The following is a 21,126-nucleotide window of genomic DNA, read 5'->3' as shown; positions in this document are numbered from 1 at the left end:
GCCAAGATGGCCCTGGAGATCGGCGCCTCCGACCCCGAGGTCAAACGCCTGGCCAACGACTGCTTCTCCGTGGTCCGGGCGGCGGTGGCCGAGTGTGTGCGAGCGGCGCAGCGCGACGGCGACATCGACCCCGACGCGGATCCCGACGACCTCGCGTACCTTCTGCTGACCGTCATCCGCGGCAGCGAGGTCGTAGGCGCCAACGGCCACAGTCCCGCCCGCCTGACCTCGATCGCGGAGAGCGCGTTCGCCCTGCTGCCTCGCCCGCGCCACACCTGAGAAGCACACGGCCGGCCTCGTCGCACAGGCATCTGGGTGCAGTTGGCCCACTTCGACGCCGCTGAGGGTTTTCGCGCCGCCGAGCGGCTGCCTGGGCAGGCGGCGAAGAACTGCGCTCGATTCCACCAGCGTCACCCGGCGCTCGCGGCACAAGACAACTAGCCACCCCCAACCGCCACGGTCCCCGCGATGCCAGTGGGCGCCCCGGGCACGCCCGACTGCCTCACGCCTCCACCCACTCCCGGGCCTCCGAGGGCGATTGCGCCTTGCCCTCGTGGAGAGCACCGCCCCCACGTTCAGCGACCCGGCTTCAAAGACCGACGGGTGCCAACGCATCCACCATCTGCCCGGGACACCTGTCGCCGCGTACACGGTCCTGCCGGGCCGCCTCGTCGCACCGCACCCCGGTCACCGGGGACCGGACATCCGCAGGAGCGCCTCGAAGACCCAGCCCCGCCAGGTCCGCGACCTCCGTTTGAGGCATTCACTCTCATCTTCGCGTGCCACGTTCACGGGGGGGGCACGTCCGCTGGGCGCTCTGTCCGCCTACCCCGCCATCAAGCCCGAGCAGGGGTAATGCGGGGATGCCGCCCTCGTGTCACGGTATGTCTCCTTCCCGACTGCCCCTGTGCCTGTCGCGGCGCCCCAGACGGGCGGAACCCGCTCGCCACGAGGTACCGCGGAGGACTCGACGGCGCCACAACCGACACCCATCCCTGTACTGCTGAGCCCTGCCATTTCCCCGCCTTGCAGGCAAGGACGCCCCTCAGAATCGTCGCCATCCGTACCAGCCTTCCTTGCACAGCCCTGTCTCCGTAGTCCGCCACCTACGGCGAGCCAAGGGGCGGCCCCCTGGCCCCAGGCCATGACTTACGCCAACCCTCCTCTCTCGGTTCCGTCGCCGCCGCGGGCGCCCTGCCCCCTCCGTTCAACCCAGGACTACATGTGTGGTTCAGGACAGAACCTCTGCCACGCCAGCGGGTCCTGCCCCGAAGCACCCCTACCTGTTCCCAGGCGCCAATCCTCCGTACCCCAGGACTCCTGATCAGTTACCCATTGCCAAGACAAGCGCAGCTGCTCCTATGCGACGCCCCTATCTCCTGACAGAGAAATTTCCCCCCGGGCGGCGCTCAAGGTACAAGCCCCACGACAGGGGCTACCCGTCCATACACAACAGAACGAACAGGGGTTACCGGCTCAAGGAAGAGAGAACTATGAAGCAAAAGATAACCTCTCTTCCAGAAATTACCTCCGCACCACAGGGAAGGGAATACAAGCCCGATTGAACAGCCCTTCCTTTCAAGCGAGACAGCGAAACGTTCCTCCACCCCAGACAGGCCCTGGATAACAAAACGGGAATTTTCGATACCGTTCGGCCAGGTAACCCGACAGGTAATTGACCTTGTCGCTACATCGAGTGAAGCACCCCTTGCGAGAGAGGTAACTTATGCATTCTCATAGGTAGGGTTCTGCAATGATCGAAACCCTTCCATGGGAAGAAGTAGCCGGTAATCCCGACAAGTACATCCAGCTCTTGGAGGAGAAGGAGGTCGAACTGCAGCGCGATATGTTCAAGGTCCGCCAGGAGCTTCGCCTCGTGCGTCAGGTAAAGAAGCAGATGCAGATCGCCGACGAGTGGCGGACATCAGGCATCCCTGAGCAGCGACAGTCCGACACAGACCCCGACGACGCCGAGCCGGCAACGGCAACCGGTGGCTTCCAGGTCGCGCCCCGCAAGACGCGAATCCTGCGGCTGATGGCCCAGGATCCGTTGCGGCAGTGGAAAGCACTCGAAGTGGCCAACGCACTCAACGAAGCCGACAAGATCAAGAGCGTTCGCGTGGCAGCGGATGAACTGGCGAAATCCGGATCATTGATCAAGCTGCCGAATGCCTTCTACCAGTACGCACCACCCCAGCAGCCTTAAACAAAAGAAGGCCGCCACCAAGGAGTCCAGTCCAAGGTGACGGCCAACGGCGACGAACCCACCTAGAACCTTCCACAGTGCCGGATCAGTTCGTCACGTTGCATTTTACGAGCGGTCGAGGGCCGCCGGTAGCGCACGACGAAATATGGTCCCGCCCTTCGCCCGAAGGGATGACCGCCCGCATGTTCGGTTTCGAACAGCCATTCCGTGCCCCACGTCCGTATACCGGCGGCTCCGCGCAGCGTCCCGCTTTACACTTCCCGGCCGGGCCAGAGATCGCAGTCCAGCGCCTTTTCGAGATTGGCAATGGTCAGCAGGTCGGGCCACGCCTCGCCGGCGAGCGCCTTGGCGATCGTGAAGCGGGCCACGCCACTTTCTCGCGACAGCTGAGCGACGGACCAGCCCCGCCCGTCGAGCGCAGCCCTGAGCCGAGCAGCCATGGCCTGGGCGACCCGCGCCCCGTGGTGCTCCTCCATGACGGCCTCAGGCCACGCGCCGCTGGCGCAGTACGCGCGCGGCGGCAGTCGGCGGGCATCTCCTTGGGGCATGAGGTGAAGTCTGACCCATCCGGTCCTCCCCGGTCGCGCGCGGCTGCTGCCACAGCTACATGTTATTCGAATAACACCCCACCGGCTGGGGTGTTGGTTTGGCGACATGTGATGAGTCAGCGGATTGATTCCTACGGCCCGTCCGGCTCCCCCGCGGGGTGGAGCCGCGTCGGCGACGAAGTGCGCCGTGTCGTCCGCCTCGCCGACCCCCTGACGTCCTACAGGGCACGTGAACTGCTCTCCGCCCTCTCCCAGTTGGCCCTCTTCTGCAACGGTGAGGGCCTTCCCGGGAAGGCCGAGGTGTGGCTCTCCCGGGAGGTCATCGAGAGGTTCATCGCGGTCGGCTGTCCCAACGTCAGGGAGAGCACCCGCGGCAACTACCGGACTCGGCTCCTGCGGCTCAGCGAGATCGTGCTGGGCGGCGAATGCCGGACGGGGAAGCCCGCCAAGCTGTCGGCCTCGGTTCCCAACAGCCCCTACACCCGGACCGAGCTCGCGGATTTGTGGGGCTGGGTAGGTGGGCTGCCCACCGACGAGCTTCGCTGGGGTTGCAAGACGCTCATGGCGCTCGGCCTCGGTGTCGGCCTCGACTCACCGGAGGTCATCCGAGTCCGCGTCCATGACGTCCGTCGGTCATCAGGAGGTGGTGGCCCAGTCGTCGTGGTCACTCGCGGATCCCGGAAACGGGAGATCCTCTGCCGCCGTCCCTGGGAAGGAGTTCTGGCCGCCGCTGCCGACCGTCTCGACAACTCCGGCGCCGCGCAGTACCTGTTCCGCCCCAACTCCTACAGCCGCGGCACCAACACCGTCACGAACTTCCTGGCCCGCGCCCAGCCGAGCCCGAAGGTCCCTCGCCTGGTCATGGGCCGCCTCAGATCCACGTGGCTGGTGGAGCTCTTCGAAGAGCGACTTCCCATCACCGTCATCGTCGCGGCGGCCGGCGTCGACACCCTCCACGGCCTCTCCCGCATCCTGCCGTTTCTGAGCGCCGTCCCCGCTGAAGAAGCCGCCCGCCTGTTGCGGGGCAGCCAATGACCGCGCCACGCAGCCTGCCCAGTGATCGCCACGAGCGCCTTCTGGCGATGCGCGCCACGCGCAGATTCATCGACGACGCCGACGTCGATGCAGCGATCGAGGAGGTCGACAACAGCCAACTCGTCCCTCTGCTGGAGGAGTTCGTCCACCTCCCGCGAGGCCGACACCGCACCCTGCACCTCAGAAGCCTCCTCGTCGGCCTCCATCTCTGCACCCAGGACACCGGCGGCAAGATCGTCCTGGAGCGGGTCACGGACATCCTGTACTTCCGCATCAGTCCGCAGCTCCGTGCCCGCCTCGACATAGCCGAGTACGACGACCACGACCAGGGGTTCGAGGCGGCCTACGCCGTGGTCAGGCGGATCTTCCATGCCATGAAGGACGCGATGAACCCCTCCCCACTGCCGCCCAACGGGCACCTCTCACGCAAGGAGGCGCACACACTGACGGCGGCAGCCGACGTCGACGAGCTGGCGGAGCGGGAGCGACGGCTGGCGCTGTTCACCGAGTTCGTGCTGGACGCCTCCGTACGCCCTCTCCACGATCTGCTGGCAGCTATGGCAGAGGTCTCCCTGGGCATCGACGCCACCCCCGTCCGTACGTTCTCCCGCGGCCGTCGCACGAACGGACCCGAGCTCGCGACCGATCCGGACGCCGGCTGGTATGTACGTGAGGGCGACCACCGCGATCCGGACGTGCCGGTGTCCGATGCCATGCGCCCGCCTCCGCCGCCCGACAAGAAGGGCAAAGTCAAGCCGCCTCCGGGCAAGAAGAAGACCTCGCTCAAGAAGAAGTACCTCTACGGCTACGACGCCCACCTCATCGTGACCCGTGACACCGAACACGACGCCGTACTCCTCGACGACGGCACCCCGAATCCCGACGTCCTGCCGGTCGTCGTCCTCGGCGTCGCCCTCGACAAGCCTGGCCAGCGCCCCGCGTACAACGGTCTGAAGGTCCTGGACCGACTCCAGGAACGGGGCTACAAACCGGGCTACCTTGCCGGCGACCGCGCCTACAACAACTCTGAGCCCGCGGAATGGCAGATCCCCGTCCGAGCCATGGGCTACAAGCCCGTCTACGACTACCGGGCGGACCAGCTCGGCAAACAGGACGGAACGCAGGGCGCCATCCTCGTCGAGGGCCGCTGGTACTGCCCGTCGATGCCGAAGCCCCTCATCAACGCCACCGTCGACCTGCACGCCGAGCGCATCGACCGGGAGACGTGGGTCCGGCTGATCGCCGCCCGCCGCGGCTACCGCCTCATGCCGAAGCAGAACGCCGACGCCGACGGCTACCAGCGAATGATGTGCCCCGCCGAAGCGGGCAAGGCCCAGTGCTCTCTCAAGCGCCACACGATGGGACGCGGCATCCATCTACCCCTGGTCGACCCGGAACCCAGCCCGGTGGGCCCGGTCAAGGTCTGCCGTCAGCGGGCCATCACCATCAGCCCGGAAGCCGGCGCCAAGCAGTGGCAGGCCCTGGAGTACGGCGGCCCGGAATGGCAGAAGATCTACTTCAGGCTGCGCAACAGCGTCGAGGGCTACAACGGCTACGCCAAGAACCCACTCGCCGAGGCCATCGAAGCCGCCGGCTCCCGCCGCATCCGCGGCATCGCGGCCCAGACGATCCTCCTGGCCTTCCAGCTCGCCCACGCCAACCGCCGCAAGATCATGAAATGGCTGGAGACGCTCGCGCTCGGCGGCGAACGCCCCCGGCGCCGCACCCACCACAGGCGGAAGACCAAGGAACCCGGGACCTGGACACCCACCGGCCATCTGTCGTCGGCCGCCTGAACCGGCCGAGGCCACCCCAGCACCACCCGGAGAACGACCAGCAGCTCACATAGCAGGGCCCCGGCCGTGAGATACCTCACCGCCGGGGCCCTGTCACGACCTTGTCCGGGCCAAGCCCACCCGACAACGAGGAACGGGCCCCCACCGGTGACTTTCGTCACTGGTGAAGACCCGTTCCGTCGGTTCTTCTCTGTGCGCGAGGGGGGAGTTGAACCCCCACGCCCTTGCGGGCACTGGAACCTGAATCCAGCGCGTCTGCCTATTCCGCCACCCGCGCATTGGGTGTGTCCTCCGGTCCCCGCCCCGTTTCCCCGGGCTGGCCCCTTCCGACATCCAGAACATTAGCACGTGGGACAGGGTGGGTTCACATCCCTTGTCTCTGGGCAGCGCTCACCTGGTGATCACCGCGATCACGTCCCGGGCAGTCGGCGTTCACGTATCAACCTCGTACCGGTCCACGCCATCTGTCCATGAGACGGATCGGGTCCACAGCCAGGTGCGGGACACTGGTCATGAGCCACCTCTACGATCCTGGGAAGAAGGAGCGCCGATCCTCGACAGGAGAAGCGCACCGAGCGGTTCGAAGGGGGGCCGCTCGGGGAACCGGCTGATTGCCGGGCGCGTAGATACGATCAGTGAGCAGTAGCGGTCACGGCAGGCAGTACGGGCAAGGCGACAGAGGAGGTGCCCTGTGGGAGTCCTGAAGAAGTTCGAGCAGCGTCTCGAAGGTCTGGTCAACGGCACCTTCGCAAAGGTGTTCAAGTCCGAGGTCCAGCCCGTGGAGATCGCCGGTGCGCTGCAGCGCGAGTGCGACAACAACGCGACCATCTGGAACCGGGACCGGACCGTCGTACCCAACGACTTCATCGTGGAGCTGAGCGCCCCCGACTTCGAGCGGCTCAGCCCCTACTCCGGGCAGCTCGGTGACGAGCTCGCCGGGATGGTCCGCGACTACGCCAAGCAGCAGCGCTACACCTTCATGGGGCCGATCAAGGTCACCCTGGAGAAGGCCGACGACCTCGACACCGGCCTGTACCGGGTGCGCAGCCGCACGCTCGCCTCGTCCAGCAACCAGCAGGCGCCCGAGCGCGCCCCCGCGGGCGGCGCCCCCCAGCGGCCGGGCGGCTACGGCTACCCGCCGGCCGGCGCAGCCGCCCCACCGATGCCGAGCGCACCGCCGCCCGGCGCCCCGCAGCGCCCCGGCGGCTACGGCTACCCACAGCCGACCCAGCCCGCCGGCCAGCGGCCCGCCGGACCCTCGGGCCCGGTCGGCGCCCCGGCGCCCGGCTCCCGTACCCGCTACTGGATCGAGATCAACGGCACCCGCCACCAGATCTCCCGCGCGACACTCGTGCTGGGCCGCAGCACCGAGGCCGACGTGCGGATCGACGACCCCGGCGTCTCCCGCCGGCACTGCGAGATCCGGACCGGAACGCCCTCGACGATCCAGGATCTCGGGTCCACCAACGGCATCGTGGTGGACGGGCAGCACACCACCCGCGCTACGCTCCGCGACGGCTCGCGGATCGTCGTGGGCAGCACCACCATCATTTACCGGCAAGCCGAAGGGTGAAGCGGGGGCAATGTCAGAGCTGACCCTCACGGTCATGCGGCTGGGTTTCCTGGCCGTACTGTGGCTGTTCGTGATCGTGGCCGTGCAGGTCATCCGCAGCGACCTGTTCGGTACGCGCGTCACCCAGCGCGGATCGCGTAGGGAAGAAGGACGCCGGCAGCAGCCCGCCGCCCGGCAGCAGGCCGCGCCCCCGCAGCAGCGCGGCCAGCAGCCCGCGAGCGGCGGCCGCCGGCGCAACGCCCCCAGCAAGCTGGTCGTCAGCGAAGGCACCCTGACCGGGACGACGGTCGCGCTCCAGGGGCAGACCATCACCCTGGGCCGCGCCCACGACTCGACGATCGTGCTGGACGACGACTACGCCTCCAGCCGCCATGCCAGGATCTACCCGGACCGCGACGGACAGTGGATCGTCGAGGACCTCGGCTCCACCAACGGCACGTACCTGGACCGGTCCCGGCTGACGACTCCCACGCCGATCCCGCTGGGCGCCCCGATCCGCATCGGGAAAACCGTCATCGAGCTGCGGAAGTAGTGCTACATCATGATTAGGCGCGAGCGGAGCGAGCACGCAGCGGCGGACCGGACGCCGGTCCTTTGCGCGCTCCCGACCGGAGGGTGGGCACCGTGCGGATGTACCCGGAGCCGACGGGCGAGGTGCGCATGAGTCTGTCACTGCGCTTCGCCGCCGGATCGCACAAAGGCATGATCCGGGAGGGCAACGAGGACTCCGGCTACGCCGGCCCCCGGCTGCTCGCCATCGCCGACGGCATGGGCGGCCAGGCCGCAGGCGAGGTCGCCTCCTCCGAGGTGATCTCCACCCTGGTCACGCTCGACGACGACGTCCCCGGCTCCGACATCCTCACCTCCCTCGGCCACGCCGTGCAGCGCGCCAACGACCAGCTGCGCGCCATGGTGGAGGAGGACCCGCAGCTGGAGGGCATGGGCACCACCCTCACCGCCCTGCTCTGGACCGGCCAGCGGCTCGGCCTCGTGCACGTCGGCGACTCCCGCGCGTACCTGCTGCGGGACGGCCTGCTCACCCAGATCACCCAGGACCACACCTGGGTGCAGCGGCTCGTCGACGAGGGCCGGATCACCGAAGAGGAAGCCACCACCCACCCGCAGCGCTCGCTGCTGATGCGCGCGCTGGGCAGCGGCGAACACGTCGAGCCCGACCTCTCCATCCGCGAGGTGCGCGCCGGGGACCGCTACCTCATCTGCTCCGACGGGCTCTCCGGGGTCGTCTCCCACCAGACCCTGGAGGAGACGCTCGCCAGCTACCAGGGCCCGCAGGAGACCGTGCAGGAGCTGATCCAGCTCGCGCTGCGCGGCGGCGGCCCCGACAACATCACCGTCATCATCGCGGACGTCCTCGACCTGGACACCGGCGACACCCTCGCGAGCCAGCTCTCCGACACGCCGGTCGTGGTCGGCGCCGTCGCGGAGAACCAGCAGCACCTGCACGACAACGGCTTCATGCAGACCCCGGCGGGCCGCGCCGCCAACCTCGGCAGGCAGGGCCACGGACAGGGCGGGGGCGGCGAGTTCGGCCCGCCCGGCTCCGGCGACACCACCGGTTACGTCCCGGCCGGCAGCTTCGGCGACTACACCGACGACGACTTCGTGAAGCCCCGCAGGGGCCGCACGTGGCTGAAGAGATCCTTCTTCGGCGTACTCGCCCTCGCCGTCATCGGCGGAGGCCTGTACGGCGGCTGGCGCTGGACGCAGACGCAGTACTACGTCGGCGCCAACGGCGAGCACGTCGCGCTGTACCAGGGCATCAGCCAGGACCTGGCCTGGGTGTCGCTGTCGAAGGTCGAGACGGACCACCCCGAGATCGAACTCAAGTACCTGCCGCCCTACCAGCAGAAGCAGGTCAAGGCCACCATCGCCGAGGGCGGTCTCAAGGACGCCCAGTCCAAGGTCCAGGAACTGGCCGTACAGGCGTCCGCCTGCAAGAAGGAGTCGGAGCGCACCACGGCCGAGTCCAGGACCAGCTCCAAGACCGGTCAGGGCGAGGCCGGCGGCACCACGGGAACCACCAAGACCTCTCTCACGTCCAAGGCCTCGCCAAGCCCTTCGCACTCGGCGTCCTCCACGGCGTCACCGTCCCCGTCCCCCTCAGCGACCCCCAGCCCCGGCCCCACCCTCTCGGAGGATGAGCAGAAGGTCGTCTCGCTGTGCGGTAAGCAGTAGGCAAGCCGTGAGAGGCCCCGTCACACGATGAGCAGTACTACCAACACGTCGACGCACCACACGTCCACGATCGGCTCCATCGGCACGCCGAGCCGACGCAACACCGAGCTCGCGCTCCTGGTGTTCGCCGTCGCCATCCCGGTGTTCGCCTACGCCAACGTGGGCCTGGCCATCAACGACAAGGTCCCCGCCGGCCTGCTCAGCTACGGCCTGGGCCTCGGCCTCCTGGCCGGCGTCGCCCACCTCGCCGTCCGCAGATTCGCCGCGTACGCGGACCCCCTGCTGCTGCCGCTGGCCACGCTGCTCAACGGCCTCGGACTGGTGGTCATCTGGCGGCTGGACCAGTCGAAGCTGCTGCAGTCCATCAAGCAGGCCGGCACGGCGGCTCCCCGCCAGCTGCTCTACACGGCGATGGGCATCGCGCTCTTCATCGTGGTGCTGGTCTTCCTCAAGGACCACCGCGTCCTGCAGCGCTACACCTACATCTCGATGGTGGGCGCGCTCTTCCTGCTGCTGCTCCCGCTCGTCCCCGGCCTCGGCGCCAACATCTACGGCGCGAAGATCTGGATCTCGGTCGCGGGGTTCTCCATCCAGCCCGGTGAGTTCGCCAAGATCGTCCTGGCGATCTTCTTCGCCGGCTACCTGATGGTGAAACGGGACGCCCTCGCGCTCGCCAGCCGCCGCTTCATCGGCCTCTACCTGCCACGCGGCCGCGACCTCGGTCCGATCCTGGTCGTCTGGTTCATCTCGATCCTCATCCTGGTCTTCGAGACCGACCTCGGTACCTCGCTGCTGTTCTTCGGCATGTTCGTGATCATGCTGTACGTCGCCACCGAGCGGACCAGCTGGATCGTCTTCGGCCTGCTGATGTCGGGGGCCGGCGCGGTCGGCGTGGCCAGCTTCGAACCGCACGTCCAGCAGCGTGTCCAGGCCTGGCTCGACCCGATGAAGGAGTACACGCTCAGCCAGCAGGGCGTGGCCGGCCACTCCGAGCAGTCGATGCAGGCGCTGTGGGCCTTCGGCTCCGGCGGCACCCTGGGCTCCGGCCTCGGCCAGGGCCACTCCGACCTCATCCGCTTCGCGGCCAACTCCGACTTCATCCTCGCCACCTTCGGCGAGGAACTGGGCCTGGCCGGCCTCATGGCGCTCCTGCTGATCTACGGCCTGATCGTGGAACGCGGTGTACGCACCTCGCTGGCCGCCCGCGACCCGTTCGGCAAGCTGCTCGCCATCGGCCTCTCCGGCGCCTTCGCGCTCCAGGTCTTCGTCGTCGCCGGCGGCGTGATGGGCCTCATCCCGCTGACCGGTATGACCATGCCGTTCCTCGCCTACGGTGGTTCCTCGGTCATCGCCAACTGGGCACTGATCGGCATCCTCATCAGGATCAGCGACACCGCACGCCGCCCGGCACCCGCCCCCGCCGGCAACCCCGACGCCGAGATGACCCAGGTGGTCCGCCCGTCATGAACAAGCCCCTGCGCCGGATCGCGGTCTTCTGCGGCCTCCTGATCCTCTCCCTGCTGCTGCGCGACAACTGGCTCCAGTACGTCAAGGCCGACACCCTCAGGACGGATCCGAAGAACCGCCGCGTCACGATCGCCCGCTACTCCACCCCGCGCGGCGACATCATCGTCGACGGCAGCCCGGTCACCGGATCCACGGCATCCGGTTCGTCCGGCCTCAACGACCTCAAGTACAAGCGCACCTACAAGAACGGCCCCATGTGGGCCCCGGTCACCGGCTACGCCTCCCAGGCCTTCGGCGCCAACCAGCTGGAGTCCCTCGAGGACGGCATCCTCACCGGCAACGACGACCGGCTCTTCTTCCGCAACACCCTCGACATGGTCACCGGCAAGCAGAAGCAGGGCGGCAACGTCGTCACCACGCTGAACGCCGCCGCGCAGAAGGCCGCGTACAGCGGCCTGAAGAGCCAGGGCGGCAAGGGCGCGGTCGTGGCCCTGGAGCCCTCCACCGGCAAGATCCTCGCCCTCGCCTCCTACCCGTCGTACGACCCCTCGGTGTTCGCCGGCAACTCGAACAACGACGCCGCGGCGTGGAAGAAGCTGCAGAAGAAGTACGACCCGAGCGACCCGATGCTGAACCGGGCGCTGCGCGAGACCTACCCGCCGGGCTCCACCTTCAAGGTGGTCACCGCCGCGGCCGCGCTCCAGAACGGGCTGTACACATCCGCGGACGAGGCCACCAAGTCGCCGCTGCCGTACGTCATGCCGGGTACCACCACCGAGCTGAAGAACGAGGGCAGCATCCCCTGCAAGAACGCGACCATGCGGATCGCGCTGCGGTACTCCTGCAACACCGTCTTCGGCAAGATCGGCGCCGACCTCGGCAACGACAAGATGCTGGCCGAGGCGAAGAAGTTCGGCTTCGACCAGGAGCAGTTCACACCGGTCCGCTCCAGCGCCTCGGTCTTCTCCGACAAGATGAACCAGTCGCAGACCGCGCTGTCCTCGATCGGCCAGTTCAACACCGCGGCCACCCCGCTGCAGATGGCCATGGTCGCCTCCGCGGTCGCCAACGACGGCAAGCTGATGAAGCCGTACATGATCGACAAGCTGCAGTCCTCGGGCGTGGACACGATCTCCCAGACCGACCCGCAGGAACTGAGCCAGCCGCTCTCCTCCGACAACGCCCAGATCCTCCAGTCGATGATGGAGACGGTCGTCAAGGAGGGCACGGGCACGAACGCGCAGATCAATGGCGTCACCGTGGGCGGCAAGACCGGCACCGCCCAGCACGGTGTGGAGAACAGCGAGAACCCCTACGCCTGGTTCATCTCGTACGCCAAGCTCCCCGACGGCAGCAAGCCCGTCGCGGTCGCCGTGGTGATCGAGGACGACCAGGCCAACCGTGACGACATCTCCGGCGGCGGCCTCGCGGCCCCGATCGCGAAGAGCGTGATGGAGGCGGTCATCAACTCCAAGAAGTGAGCCCGATCACGTTCGCTTCACATCGGTGCACGTTGCGATACCGGTCCTGTATCGGGTTACGGGCTTGGCCAGGTCACACGAACACAGCCGGGTACGGTAGGCCCGGACGGCAGCCTCCGGCCACACACCCGTGGCGGCCGGGACCGACGGAGAGGGCTGGTAGGTAGCTATGGAAGAGCCGCGTCGCCTCGGCGGCCGGTACGAGCTGGGCCACGTGCTCGGCCGTGGTGGCATGGCGGAGGTATACCTCGCGCATGACACCCGGCTCGGCCGCGCGGTGGCGGTGAAGACGCTGCGCGTGGACCTCGCGCGCGATCCGTCCTTCCAGGCCCGGTTCCGCCGGGAGGCCCAGTCTGCCGCCTCGCTCAACCATCCCGCGATCGTCGCGGTCTACGACACGGGCGAGGACTACATCGACGGGGTCTCGATCCCGTACATCGTCATGGAGTACGTCGAGGGCTCGACCTTGCGCGAGCTGCTCCACTCCGGACGCAAACTCCTCCCCGAGCGCGCGATGGAAATGACCATCGGCATCCTCCAGGGCCTGGAGTACGCCCACCGCAGCGGCATCGTCCACCGTGACATCAAGCCCGCCAACGTCATGCTGACCCGCAACGGCCAGGTCAAGGTGATGGACTTCGGCATCGCCCGCGCCATGGGCGACTCCGGGATGACCATGACCCAGACGGCGGCGGTCATCGGCACCGCCCAGTACCTCTCCCCGGAGCAGGCCAAGGGCGAGCAGGTCGACGCCCGGTCGGACCTCTATTCGACGGGTTGCCTCCTCTACGAGCTGCTGACGGTACGACCGCCCTTCGTGGGCGACTCCCCGGTGGCCGTGGCCTACCAGCACGTCCGTGAGGAACCGCAGCCCCCGTCGGTCTTCGACCCGGAGATCACGCCCGAGATGGACGCGATCGTCCTGCGGGCCCTGGTCAAGGACCCGAACTACCGCTACCAGTCGGCGGACGAGATGCGCGCCGACATCGAGGCGTGCCTGGACGGCCAGCCGGTCGCGGCCACGGCCGCCATGGGCTCCGTCGGCTACGGCGGCTACCCGGACGACCAGGCCACCACCGCACTGCGGGCGGACGCGGGCGCGACCAGCATGCTCCCGCCCATGAACCCGGACGACGGCGGCTTCGGCTACGACGACCGCCCGGACCGCCGCCGCCAGCAGCAGAAGAAGAACAACACCTCGACGATCCTGCTCGTGGTCGCCGGCGTCCTCGTGCTGGTCGGCGCGATCCTGATCGGCAAGTGGGTGTTCAGCGGCGGCGGGGCCGGGAACGACACGCTCTCCGCGCCGAACTTCATCGGACAAACCGAGGCCACGGCCAAGAAGATGGCCGACAACTCGGGCCTCGTACTGGCGACCACCAGCAAGACCTGCGCCGACCAGCCCAGGGGCAGCGTCTGTGACCAGGACCCGAAGTCGGGCACCGACGTCAAGAAGGGCTCGACGGTCAACCTGGTCATCTCGACGGGGGCGCCGAAGGTGGTCGTGCCGAGCGTCGTCGGGCAGAACATCGATGACGCCACGAACACACTTGAGGGCGACAAGTACAAGTTCGTCGTCAAGACGAAGCAGCGGACCTCCGGTGAGGACCCGGGCACCGTCCTGGACCAGGACCCGGCGCTCGGCGCGGAAGTCCAGAAGGGCTCCACGATCACCCTCACCGTCGCCAAGGCCGAGGACAAGTCCACGGTCCCCGACGTCAGCGGCAAGAGCTGTGACGACGCCAAGGCGCAGATGCAGGCCAACAACCTGACCGGCAACTGCACCGAGGTGGACACCAACGACCCCAACCTGGTCGGCAAGGTCGTCTCGACCGACCCGCAGGCCGGTCAGAAGGTCGACAAGAACTCCACGGTGAACATCCAGATCGGCAAGGCCAAGCAGCAGACGCCCGTGCCGACCGTGGTCGGCCAGACCGTGAAGCAGGCCAAGCAGACCCTCCAGGCGGCCGGCTTCACGAACATCCAGTTCAACGGCGACTCCAGCGACAACGCCTTCGTCACCCAGCAGGACCCGCCCGCCAACACCGGCGAGGACGACCCCGGCAGCACGCAGATCACCCTCACCACGGTGAGCTTCGGCAACGGCAACAACAACGGGGGCAACAACGGCGGCTTCATCGGCGGCAACAACGGCTGATCCCGCACCGAACAAGAAATGTCCCCGGCGTCCTCCAGGAGGACGCCGGGGACATTTGTTCATAGGCAGCCGAAGCCGATCACGTCCAGTGCCACTTCAAGCTCAGTAGTTCCACCATCGATCGTGCCTTCGGACACCACGCCTCGTTGATCAGATCGGGTGGGGACTCGCAACTCTGCCCTGGCCGTACGGCCACACCACGATCGAAAGGGCAGAGCGTGATCAACGAATCGGCACTGCTGGAATCGCAGAGCTTGCGCGGCAGCGTGCTGGACCGCACCGACGTGCTCGACAGGGTGAAGGCGCTGTCGCTGCTGCCGGACGGGATGCATGTGACCACAGCGATGGTGGCGGCGTACTTCGAAGTCGCCGAAACAGTGATCAACAACCTGCTCAGCCGCCACAGGCAGGAGCTCGCGTCGAACGGCCTTCGCGTGCTCCGCGGTCCTGAACTGCGCGAATTCAAGGAACTCAACCTGAGTTCCTATGGCGGCCCGCAGCCCCGCTCTGGCCTGGCCATCTGGTCTCGTCGCGCCGTCCTCAACGTCGCCATGCTCCTCCGCGACAGCGAAGTCGCACGTCAGGTGCGTGTCTATCTCCTGGACATGGAGTACCTGGCCCGGACACAGCCTGTGGAAAACTCCGCCCCGACCGGCCTCCCGGATCTCGACGACCGCATCGACCAGCGCATCACGCACATCCTCGGCAAGACCGTCGTCCCGATGTTCAACGCCCTGATCGAGACGTCGGGCGAACACCGCGCGGAGCTGATCGCGCTGCGGACGGGAGTCCAGCGCATCGAGCGGCGGCTCCACCAGCACCACAGCCGGCTGAAGCGGCTCGAAGGGATCCGGGACGACCGTCCCACCATCGGAGTCATGGCAGCCATGGACGCCATGAACGGCCGCACGTTCGAGCGTCACGTCGCCAAACTGCTCATCCGCGACGGGTGCACCAACGTCGTCGTACAGGGCGGCCACGGCGACCGGGGCGTCGACATCATCGGAATCACTGCCGACGGCCGGCGCCTCGTCGTCCAGTGCAAGAGGTTCGCGCCCTACCTCAACATCACCAGCCCGGAGATCCAGAAGTTCATCGGCGCCGCAAAGGTTCTGTACGGCGCGGACGTGGCGCTCTACGTGGCGACCTGCCCGTTCACCCCAGAGGCCCTGAATATCGCTGGCGAGGCCGGTATCACCGCCGTGCACCGCGGGGCACTGGAGGAGTGGAGCGCCGGTGAGCCACTCAGGATTCTGGAGTAAGTACGGCCGAACCTCTGTCAGCCGCGCAGCTCCGTAGGCGGGGTCCGCTTGCTGTCGACCTTCTGCACCCGGACCAGCTCGCCCCACACCACGTACCGGTAGCGGCTCGTGTAGACCGGGGTACAGGTGGTCAGGGTGATGTAGTGGCCAGGCTTGTTCTTGCCGGACTCCCCGGGGATCTGGGAGAGGACCTTGACGTTGTACTTCGAGGTCTCCGGGAGGATGTCGTAGACCTTGTAGACGTACCAGTCGTCACGGGTCTCGAAGACGATCGGGTCGCCGACCTTCACCTTGTCGATGTTGTGGAACTTCGCTCCGTGGCCGTCCCGGTGGGCGGCGAGGGTGAAGTTGCCGGTCTTGCCGGTCATGGGGAGCACGGCCTTGGCGGGATCCGTGTAGTAGCCGGCCACCCCGTCGTTGAGCACGTCCGTCGACGTGCCCTTCTCGACCAGCACCTCGCCGTTCTTCATGGACGGCACGTGCAGGAAGCCGATGCCGTCCTTCGTGTCCAGCGCGCCGGGACCGGTGTCCTGCTGGGCCCAGGTGTCACGGACCTTGTCGCCCTCCCGGTCCGCCTTACGGTCCGCTATCACGTTCGTCCACCAGAGCGAGTAGACGACGAACAGGCCGAGCACCAGGCCCGCCGTGATGAGGAGTTCACCGAAGACGCTGACCGCCGTCGCGATCGGGCCGGTCGGCCGGCGGCGCGGCGCGGGCCTCGCCTCCGGCGCGCCGGTCTGCTCTTCGGTGTCGTCGGCGGTCGCTGCCACAGTTCCTCTGCCCTTACTCGACGAGCGCGTCTGGCTTGCCCTTGCTGCGCGGGCGTTCCTCGACCATCTTGCCCCACACGATCAACCGGTACTTGCTGGTGAACTCCGGTGTGCAGGTGGTCAGGGTGATGTACCGGCCCGCCTTGGTGAACCCCGAACCCTTCGGGATCGGGTCCAGCACGCTCACGTTGCTCGGTGCCGTCACCGGCAGCATCGACGTCACCTTGTACACGAAGTACTCGTCCTGCGTCTCGACCACCACCGCGTCCCCGGGAACCAGCTTGTTGATGTACCGGAACGGCTCACCGTGGGTGTTGCGGTGCGCGGCCAGACCGAAGTTGCCGGTCTTGTCCTGGGGCATCGCGGTCTTCAGCGCACCCTCGCCGTAGTGCCCGACCATGCCCTTGTCGAGGACGTCCTTGTTGCTGACGCCCTCGGCGATCGGCGCCACCACGTCCAGCTTCGGGATGTGCAGGATGGCGAAGCCCTGGCCGGGCTCGAAGACCCCGGGGGCACGCTTGCCGCTCGCCCAGTCCTGCTGCAGGGAGCTGGCCTCGCTGCCGGCCTGGGCGTGCGCGCGCACGTTCGTCCACCACAGCTGGTAGGTGACGAACAGCAGCATCAGCACACCGGTGGTGATGAACACCTCGCCTATCGCCCGGCTCGCCAGGACGGCGGGGCTGGGCTTGCGCAGCCGCTCCCGGCGACGGGCCTCCACCCGGGACAGCGGACGGCCCGACGCCTCGTTCTCCTGAACCGGTGTCTCCGCCGCGCCCGGTGTCTCCACCGCGCCGCCACGACGGCCACCGCGGCGCTTGGCGGCCTTTCTGCGGGCCGCTCGGCCGCCACCTGGGACTCCGGTGGCTGAAGAGGCCGCTGTGCCCGCAGAAGCCGATATGGGCAACGGATCGGGGATCCGCAGGGCGACCGTCTCCTCGTCGATCGGCGGCAGATACGCCGTCGGCTCCCCACCGGACGGCACCGGCGGGAGGTACGCCGTCTCCCCGAGCGCGCCGGATCCCCCGTACGGCTGACCCCCGTACGGGCTACCGGTCTTGCGCTCGGGGCGCAGCGCGGTCACGCCGTGGCCCTGCCCACCACCGGGGCGAGCCCCGCCGACCTCGCCACGGCCCCCTGGTCACCACACTCCACCAGCCAGTTGGCCAGCATCCGGTGACCGTGCTCGGTCAGCACCGACTCGGGGTGGAACTGCACGCCCTCGACCGGGAGTTCCCGGTGCCTGAGCCCCATGATGATCCCGTCGTGGGTACGGGCCGTCACCACCAGCTCGGCCGGCACGGTCGCCGGCTCGGCGGCGAGGGAGTGGTAGCGGGTGGCGGTGAACGGCGTCGGGAGCCCGGCGAAGACGCCCAGGCCCTCGTGCTCGACGAGCGAGGTCTTGCCGTGCAGCAGCTCGGGCGCCCGGTCCACCACCCCGCCGTACGCCACCTGCATCGACTGCATCCCCAGGCAGACCCCGAAGACGGGGACGCCGGTCGCGGCGCAGTGCCGGACCATGTCCACGCAGACGCCCGCCTCCTCCGGGGTGCCGGGTCCCGGCGACAGCAGGACGCCGTCGAAGCCGTCCTGGGCGTGCGCGGTCGACACCTCGTCGTTGCGCAGCACCTCGCACTCGGCACCCAGCTGGTACAGGTACTGGACCAGGTTGAAGACGAAGCTGTCGTAGTTGTCGACGACGAGAATCCGCGCGCTCACTGGTTGTCCACCGTCACATCGTTGAAGGGCAGCAGCGGTTCGGCCCAGGGGAAGACGTACTGGAAGAGGATGTAGACCACGGCGAGGACCAGCACGATCGAGATCAGCGCCCTGACCCACACGTTCCCCGGCAGATGCCGCCAGATCCAGCCGTACATGCCGTCCCTTCCGTTCCACCACGGCACCAGAATCCCGCCGTACTGCACCAGACTAACGGCGCAACGCCGCGGGTCTGCCTGCCTCCACAGGCTGTGTGGAGTCCAGATGCGCCCAGACGATCAGCCGGTGGCTGTGCCCCCACTCCGGATCGCACGTGGTCAGGGTGAGATAGCGCCCCGGACGCGTGTACCCCGACTTACGTGGCACAGGGTCGATCACTTCAACGTCCGTCGGAACTGTTTTGTAAGGGCCTTTGTCTATCCGATACGTGAACCAGGTCGTCCCGTCCGTCAGGACGATCGCGTCGCCCTTGCGGAGCTCCGGGAAGTCGAGGAACGGATCGCCGTACGTGCGCCGGTGGCCGGCGACCGCGAAGTTGCCCACCTGGCCGAGCCCGGCGGTCCGCGCGTAGTGGGCGAGGCCCTTCTGCAGCACGTCGGTGCCGGTGCCTTCCAGGACCGGCTTGTTCCACGTGAAACCGAACCGCGGTATGTACATGATCGCGAAAGGCTTGCCGTAGTGGTACGCGGCGGGCCGGGCGGGAGGGCTCGTGGCCGCCTTCGCCGTGGAGCGCACGGTGGCGCCAGCCGACCACTGCTTCTGCAACCGGTCGATCTGGTCGTGCATGACGCTGTCGGCCCGCACGCCGGTCCAGAACAGCACGTACACGACGAAGAGCACGATGAGGGTGCCGACGGTGATGCAGAGCTCGCTGACGGTCCTGACGATCACTCGCACCGGCGGCTCCAGGAAGTGACGAGCTGCTTACACGACGGGCTTGGCGTAGCGCAGGTCCACTGTGCCCGAGTAGCCGGGAAGAGTCACCGTCCCGTCCTCGGTGACTTTCCAGCCGAGGCCGTACACGTTGACGTACACCATGTAGTTCTGGATCGCCTCGGAGTCCGCGAGCGCCTTCTGCATCTTCGCCGGGTCCCCGACCGCCTGGATCTTGTACGGGGGTGAGTAGACGCGGCCCTGGAGGATCAGGGTGTTGCCGACGCAGCGCACCGCGCTGGTGGAGATCAGCCGCTGGTCCATGACCTTGATGCCCCGGGCACCGCTCTGCCAGAGCGCGTTCACCACGGCTTGCAGGTCCTGCTGGTGGATGACCAGGTAGTCGGGCTGCGGCTCGGGGTAGCCGGGAAGCTTGGCGGTGGCGTTCGGCGGCGCGTCGTTGAGCGTGACGGTGATCGCCCTGCCGGTGAGCTTCTGGGTGCCCGCATCCTTCTCCAGGCCGGTGAGCTTCTTGTCCTGGGCCCTGGTGGAGCCGTCGTCGCGCTCGGCGAGCTTCTCGTTGCCGTCGCGGGTGCTCGCGTTGGACTCGTCGAGCTCCTTGTTCTTGCGGCTGCGCTCCTGGATCAGGTCGGACAGCTTCAGCAGGTTGTCGTCCGAGCGGATGTCGGTGCCCTTGGCCGTGTTGAAGCTGGTGAAGAAGAGAAGACCGGCCAGGGCGAAGACGCCCACGGTGAGAATCCGCACCGGCCGGAAGCCGCGCTTGCGGACCGGGCCGGAAGACGTTGATCCGGTCGCGCTGGAGTCGGCAGAATTGCTCAACGTACCCTTATCTCCTTCGGCGCCGTAGAAGCACTACGCTAACGGACGCCCGGGGGAGCGCTCAGTGAGCCCTTACTGTCCCCTTGTACGCTGCCCCGAGCCCGACCCAGTTACCTGCGCGGCCACGCAGCGCATCGACAGGAGAGACCCTCGTGCCGAAGTCACGTATCCGCAAGAAGGCCGACTACACGCCGCCCCCGGCGAAGCAGGCGACCGCCATCAAGCTGAACAGCCGTGCCTGGGTCGCGCCGGTGATGCTGGCCATGTTCCTCATCGGGCTGGCCTGGATCGTCGTGTTCTACGTGACCGACGGTTCGCTGCCCATCGACAGCCTCGACAACTGGAACATCGTCGTGGGCTTCGGGTTCATCGCGGCCGGCTTCGGCGTCTCCACGCAGTGGAAGTGACCTCGGCCGACAGCTCTGCCCAGGGCTGTTCGCTGAGTTATCCACAGGCCTGACATGCTGTCCACACCCTACCTGGGGAAAAGACGACGATCTGTGGATAACCCATCAGGCGTTGACGCCGGTACGACTAGCACAACACTCCCGGCCTAACTGTGTGCCCCCGCCTCACCTGCGAAAACGCAGGTGAGGTACAGGGGGCACAGGTGTGCGCGCACGTTGTGCACAAGATCGGCCACCGTCTGTGGACAACGGTTCGGTATCGGTGCGGTGAGCCGCCGTGAACAGGCTCAGGTGAGCTGCGCGGTCCTGACGAGCGTGAGCACCACGGCCACCACCAGGACCAGTGCGCAGGTGCCGTACTGGATCAGGTTCCGACGCTCGCGCGGGGCGTGCACCATGGCGTACCCCGTGACGACACCGGCGACCAGGCCGCCGATGTGGGCCTGCCAGGCGATGCCGCCACTGAACGTGAAGATGAGGTTGATCACCAGCAGGGCGATGATCGGCCGCATGTCGTAGTTGAGCCGGCGGATCAGCACCGCGGTCGCGCCGAAGAGGCCGAAGATCGCGCCGGAGGCGCCGAGCGAGGGCTGGTTCTGGGCGGCGAGCAGGTAGGTGAGGGCGCTGCCCGCCAGGCCGGAGACGAAGTAGAGCGTGATGTAGCGGGCGCGGCCGAGGGCCGCTTCCAGGGGGCCGCCGATCCACCACAGGCTGAGCATGTTGAACACGATGTGCATGTAGTTCGAGCTGTCGCTGCCGGACGGGGAAACGGGACTGACCGACCCCGCGGAGGCGCTG

At 67.6% G+C, this 21,126-nt stretch carries 19 protein-coding genes, 1 tRNA gene and 1 pseudogene; 12 read left to right on the top strand and 9 right to left on the bottom strand.

Going from position 1 to position 21,126, the window contains the following annotated elements:
* Both ABZ646_RS16620 and ABZ646_RS16615 read left to right on the top strand, forming a co-directional pair.
* A pseudogene (locus ABZ646_RS16620) lies at positions 1 to 279 on the top strand (TetR/AcrR family transcriptional regulator); the annotation flags it as partial.
* A 1,474-nt stretch (positions 280 to 1,753) separates the two neighbouring features.
* On the top strand, positions 1,754 to 2,206 hold the full coding sequence (locus ABZ646_RS16615; protein ID WP_280855232.1) for a hypothetical protein: 453 nt from the start codon (positions 1,754 to 1,756) through the stop codon (positions 2,204 to 2,206).
* A 251-nt stretch (positions 2,207 to 2,457) separates the two neighbouring features.
* Here ABZ646_RS16615 and ABZ646_RS16610 read toward each other — a convergent pair whose 3' ends face one another.
* Positions 2,458 to 2,682 carry a helix-turn-helix transcriptional regulator gene (locus ABZ646_RS16610; protein ID WP_020134187.1) on the bottom strand — a complete coding sequence of 75 codons (225 nt, stop codon included), beginning with the start codon at positions 2,680 to 2,682 and terminating at the stop codon, positions 2,458 to 2,460.
* Between the two features lie 183 nt (positions 2,683 to 2,865).
* Here ABZ646_RS16610 and ABZ646_RS16605 point away from each other — a divergent pair, with 183 nt between their 5' ends.
* A complete protein-coding gene (locus ABZ646_RS16605; protein WP_360518838.1) occupies positions 2,866 to 3,789 on the top strand; it encodes a hypothetical protein in 924 nt (307 codons plus the stop codon).
* Positions 3,790 to 3,836: 47 nt separating this feature from the next.
* Positions 3,837 to 5,585, top strand: a complete 1,749-nt coding sequence (locus ABZ646_RS16600; protein ID WP_360518835.1) for a hypothetical protein — start codon at positions 3,837 to 3,839, stop codon at positions 5,583 to 5,585.
* A gap of 193 nt (positions 5,586 to 5,778) precedes the next feature.
* Here ABZ646_RS16600 and ABZ646_RS16595 read toward each other — a convergent pair.
* Positions 5,779 to 5,862: transfer RNA gene (locus ABZ646_RS16595), tRNA-Leu, on the bottom strand.
* A gap of 414 nt (positions 5,863 to 6,276) precedes the next feature.
* Here ABZ646_RS16595 and ABZ646_RS16590 point away from each other — a divergent pair.
* The 7 genes from ABZ646_RS16590 to ABZ646_RS16560 all read left to right on the top strand — a co-directional run bounded on the left by ABZ646_RS16590 (position 6,277) and on the right by ABZ646_RS16560 (position 15,722).
* Positions 6,277 to 7,158 (top strand): DUF3662 and FHA domain-containing protein, encoded by an 882-nt coding sequence (locus ABZ646_RS16590; RefSeq protein ID WP_360518832.1) that lies wholly within the window; start codon positions 6,277 to 6,279, stop codon positions 7,156 to 7,158.
* 10 nt (positions 7,159 to 7,168) lie between these two features.
* Positions 7,169 to 7,690 carry an FHA domain-containing protein gene (locus tag ABZ646_RS16585; RefSeq protein WP_046727648.1) on the top strand — a complete coding sequence of 174 codons (522 nt, stop codon included), beginning with the start codon at positions 7,169 to 7,171 and terminating at the stop codon, positions 7,688 to 7,690.
* Between the two features lie 98 nt (positions 7,691 to 7,788).
* Positions 7,789 to 9,354 (top strand): Stp1/IreP family PP2C-type Ser/Thr phosphatase, encoded by a 1,566-nt coding sequence (locus ABZ646_RS16580; RefSeq protein WP_360518842.1) that lies wholly within the window; start codon positions 7,789 to 7,791, stop codon positions 9,352 to 9,354.
* A 27-nt stretch (positions 9,355 to 9,381) separates the two neighbouring features.
* Positions 9,382 to 10,821, top strand: a complete 1,440-nt coding sequence (locus ABZ646_RS16575; RefSeq protein WP_360518829.1) for an FtsW/RodA/SpoVE family cell cycle protein — start codon at positions 9,382 to 9,384, stop codon at positions 10,819 to 10,821.
* A complete protein-coding gene (locus ABZ646_RS16570) occupies positions 10,818 to 12,302 on the top strand; it encodes a penicillin-binding protein 2 (RefSeq protein WP_360518826.1) in 1,485 nt (494 codons plus the stop codon). Before ABZ646_RS16575 ends, ABZ646_RS16570 begins: the two co-directional genes overlap by 4 nt.
* A gap of 169 nt (positions 12,303 to 12,471) precedes the next feature.
* Positions 12,472 to 14,460: a Stk1 family PASTA domain-containing Ser/Thr kinase gene (gene pknB / locus ABZ646_RS16565; protein WP_360518823.1), complete on the top strand. Its 1,989-nt coding sequence runs from the start codon at positions 12,472 to 12,474 to the stop codon at positions 14,458 to 14,460.
* A gap of 218 nt (positions 14,461 to 14,678) precedes the next feature.
* Positions 14,679 to 15,722 (top strand): restriction endonuclease, encoded by a 1,044-nt coding sequence (locus ABZ646_RS16560; protein WP_360518820.1) that lies wholly within the window; start codon positions 14,679 to 14,681, stop codon positions 15,720 to 15,722.
* A gap of 17 nt (positions 15,723 to 15,739) precedes the next feature.
* Here ABZ646_RS16560 and ABZ646_RS16555 read toward each other — a convergent pair whose 3' ends face one another.
* Genes ABZ646_RS16555 through ABZ646_RS16530 form a run of 6 tightly spaced genes read right to left on the bottom strand, consistent with a single transcriptional unit; the run spans position 15,740 to position 19,921 of the window.
* Positions 15,740 to 16,492: a class E sortase gene (locus tag ABZ646_RS16555; RefSeq protein WP_360518817.1), complete on the bottom strand. Its 753-nt coding sequence runs from the start codon at positions 16,490 to 16,492 to the stop codon at positions 15,740 to 15,742.
* 13 nt (positions 16,493 to 16,505) lie between these two features.
* The gene (locus ABZ646_RS16550; protein ID WP_360518814.1) at positions 16,506 to 17,573 is read right to left on the bottom strand and encodes a class E sortase; all 1,068 of its coding nucleotides are present in this window, start codon (positions 17,571 to 17,573) and stop codon (positions 16,506 to 16,508) included.
* On the bottom strand, positions 17,570 to 18,208 hold the full coding sequence (locus tag ABZ646_RS16545) for an aminodeoxychorismate/anthranilate synthase component II (protein ID WP_360518812.1): 639 nt from the start codon (positions 18,206 to 18,208) through the stop codon (positions 17,570 to 17,572). The genes ABZ646_RS16550 and ABZ646_RS16545 overlap by 4 nt, the downstream gene beginning before the upstream one ends.
* On the bottom strand, positions 18,205 to 18,366 hold the full coding sequence (locus tag ABZ646_RS16540) for a hypothetical protein (RefSeq protein WP_360518809.1): 162 nt from the start codon (positions 18,364 to 18,366) through the stop codon (positions 18,205 to 18,207). Before ABZ646_RS16540 ends, ABZ646_RS16545 begins: the two co-directional genes overlap by 4 nt.
* 52 nt (positions 18,367 to 18,418) lie before the next feature.
* Positions 18,419 to 19,105: a class E sortase gene (locus tag ABZ646_RS16535; protein WP_360518806.1), complete on the bottom strand. Its 687-nt coding sequence runs from the start codon at positions 19,103 to 19,105 to the stop codon at positions 18,419 to 18,421.
* A 27-nt stretch (positions 19,106 to 19,132) separates the two neighbouring features.
* Positions 19,133 to 19,921: a DUF881 domain-containing protein gene (locus ABZ646_RS16530; protein ID WP_360518803.1), complete on the bottom strand. Its 789-nt coding sequence runs from the start codon at positions 19,919 to 19,921 to the stop codon at positions 19,133 to 19,135.
* 152 nt (positions 19,922 to 20,073) lie between these two features.
* Here ABZ646_RS16530 and crgA point away from each other — a divergent pair, with 152 nt between their 5' ends.
* Positions 20,074 to 20,328, top strand: coding sequence for a cell division protein CrgA (gene crgA, locus ABZ646_RS16525; protein ID WP_046727637.1), 255 nt, complete (start codon positions 20,074 to 20,076; stop codon positions 20,326 to 20,328).
* Between the two features lie 287 nt (positions 20,329 to 20,615).
* Here crgA and ABZ646_RS16520 read toward each other — a convergent pair.
* Positions 20,616 to 21,126: rhomboid family intramembrane serine protease (locus ABZ646_RS16520; protein ID WP_360518800.1), on the bottom strand; the 511-nt coding region annotated here is incomplete at its 5' end.

This window comes from Streptomyces sp. NPDC007162 (assembly GCF_040634175.1).
Lineage (GTDB): Bacteria > Actinomycetota > Actinomycetes > Streptomycetales > Streptomycetaceae > Streptomyces.
The sequence above is the reverse complement of the archived record's forward strand: the minus strand, read 5'-3'. Positions and strand labels throughout refer to the sequence as shown.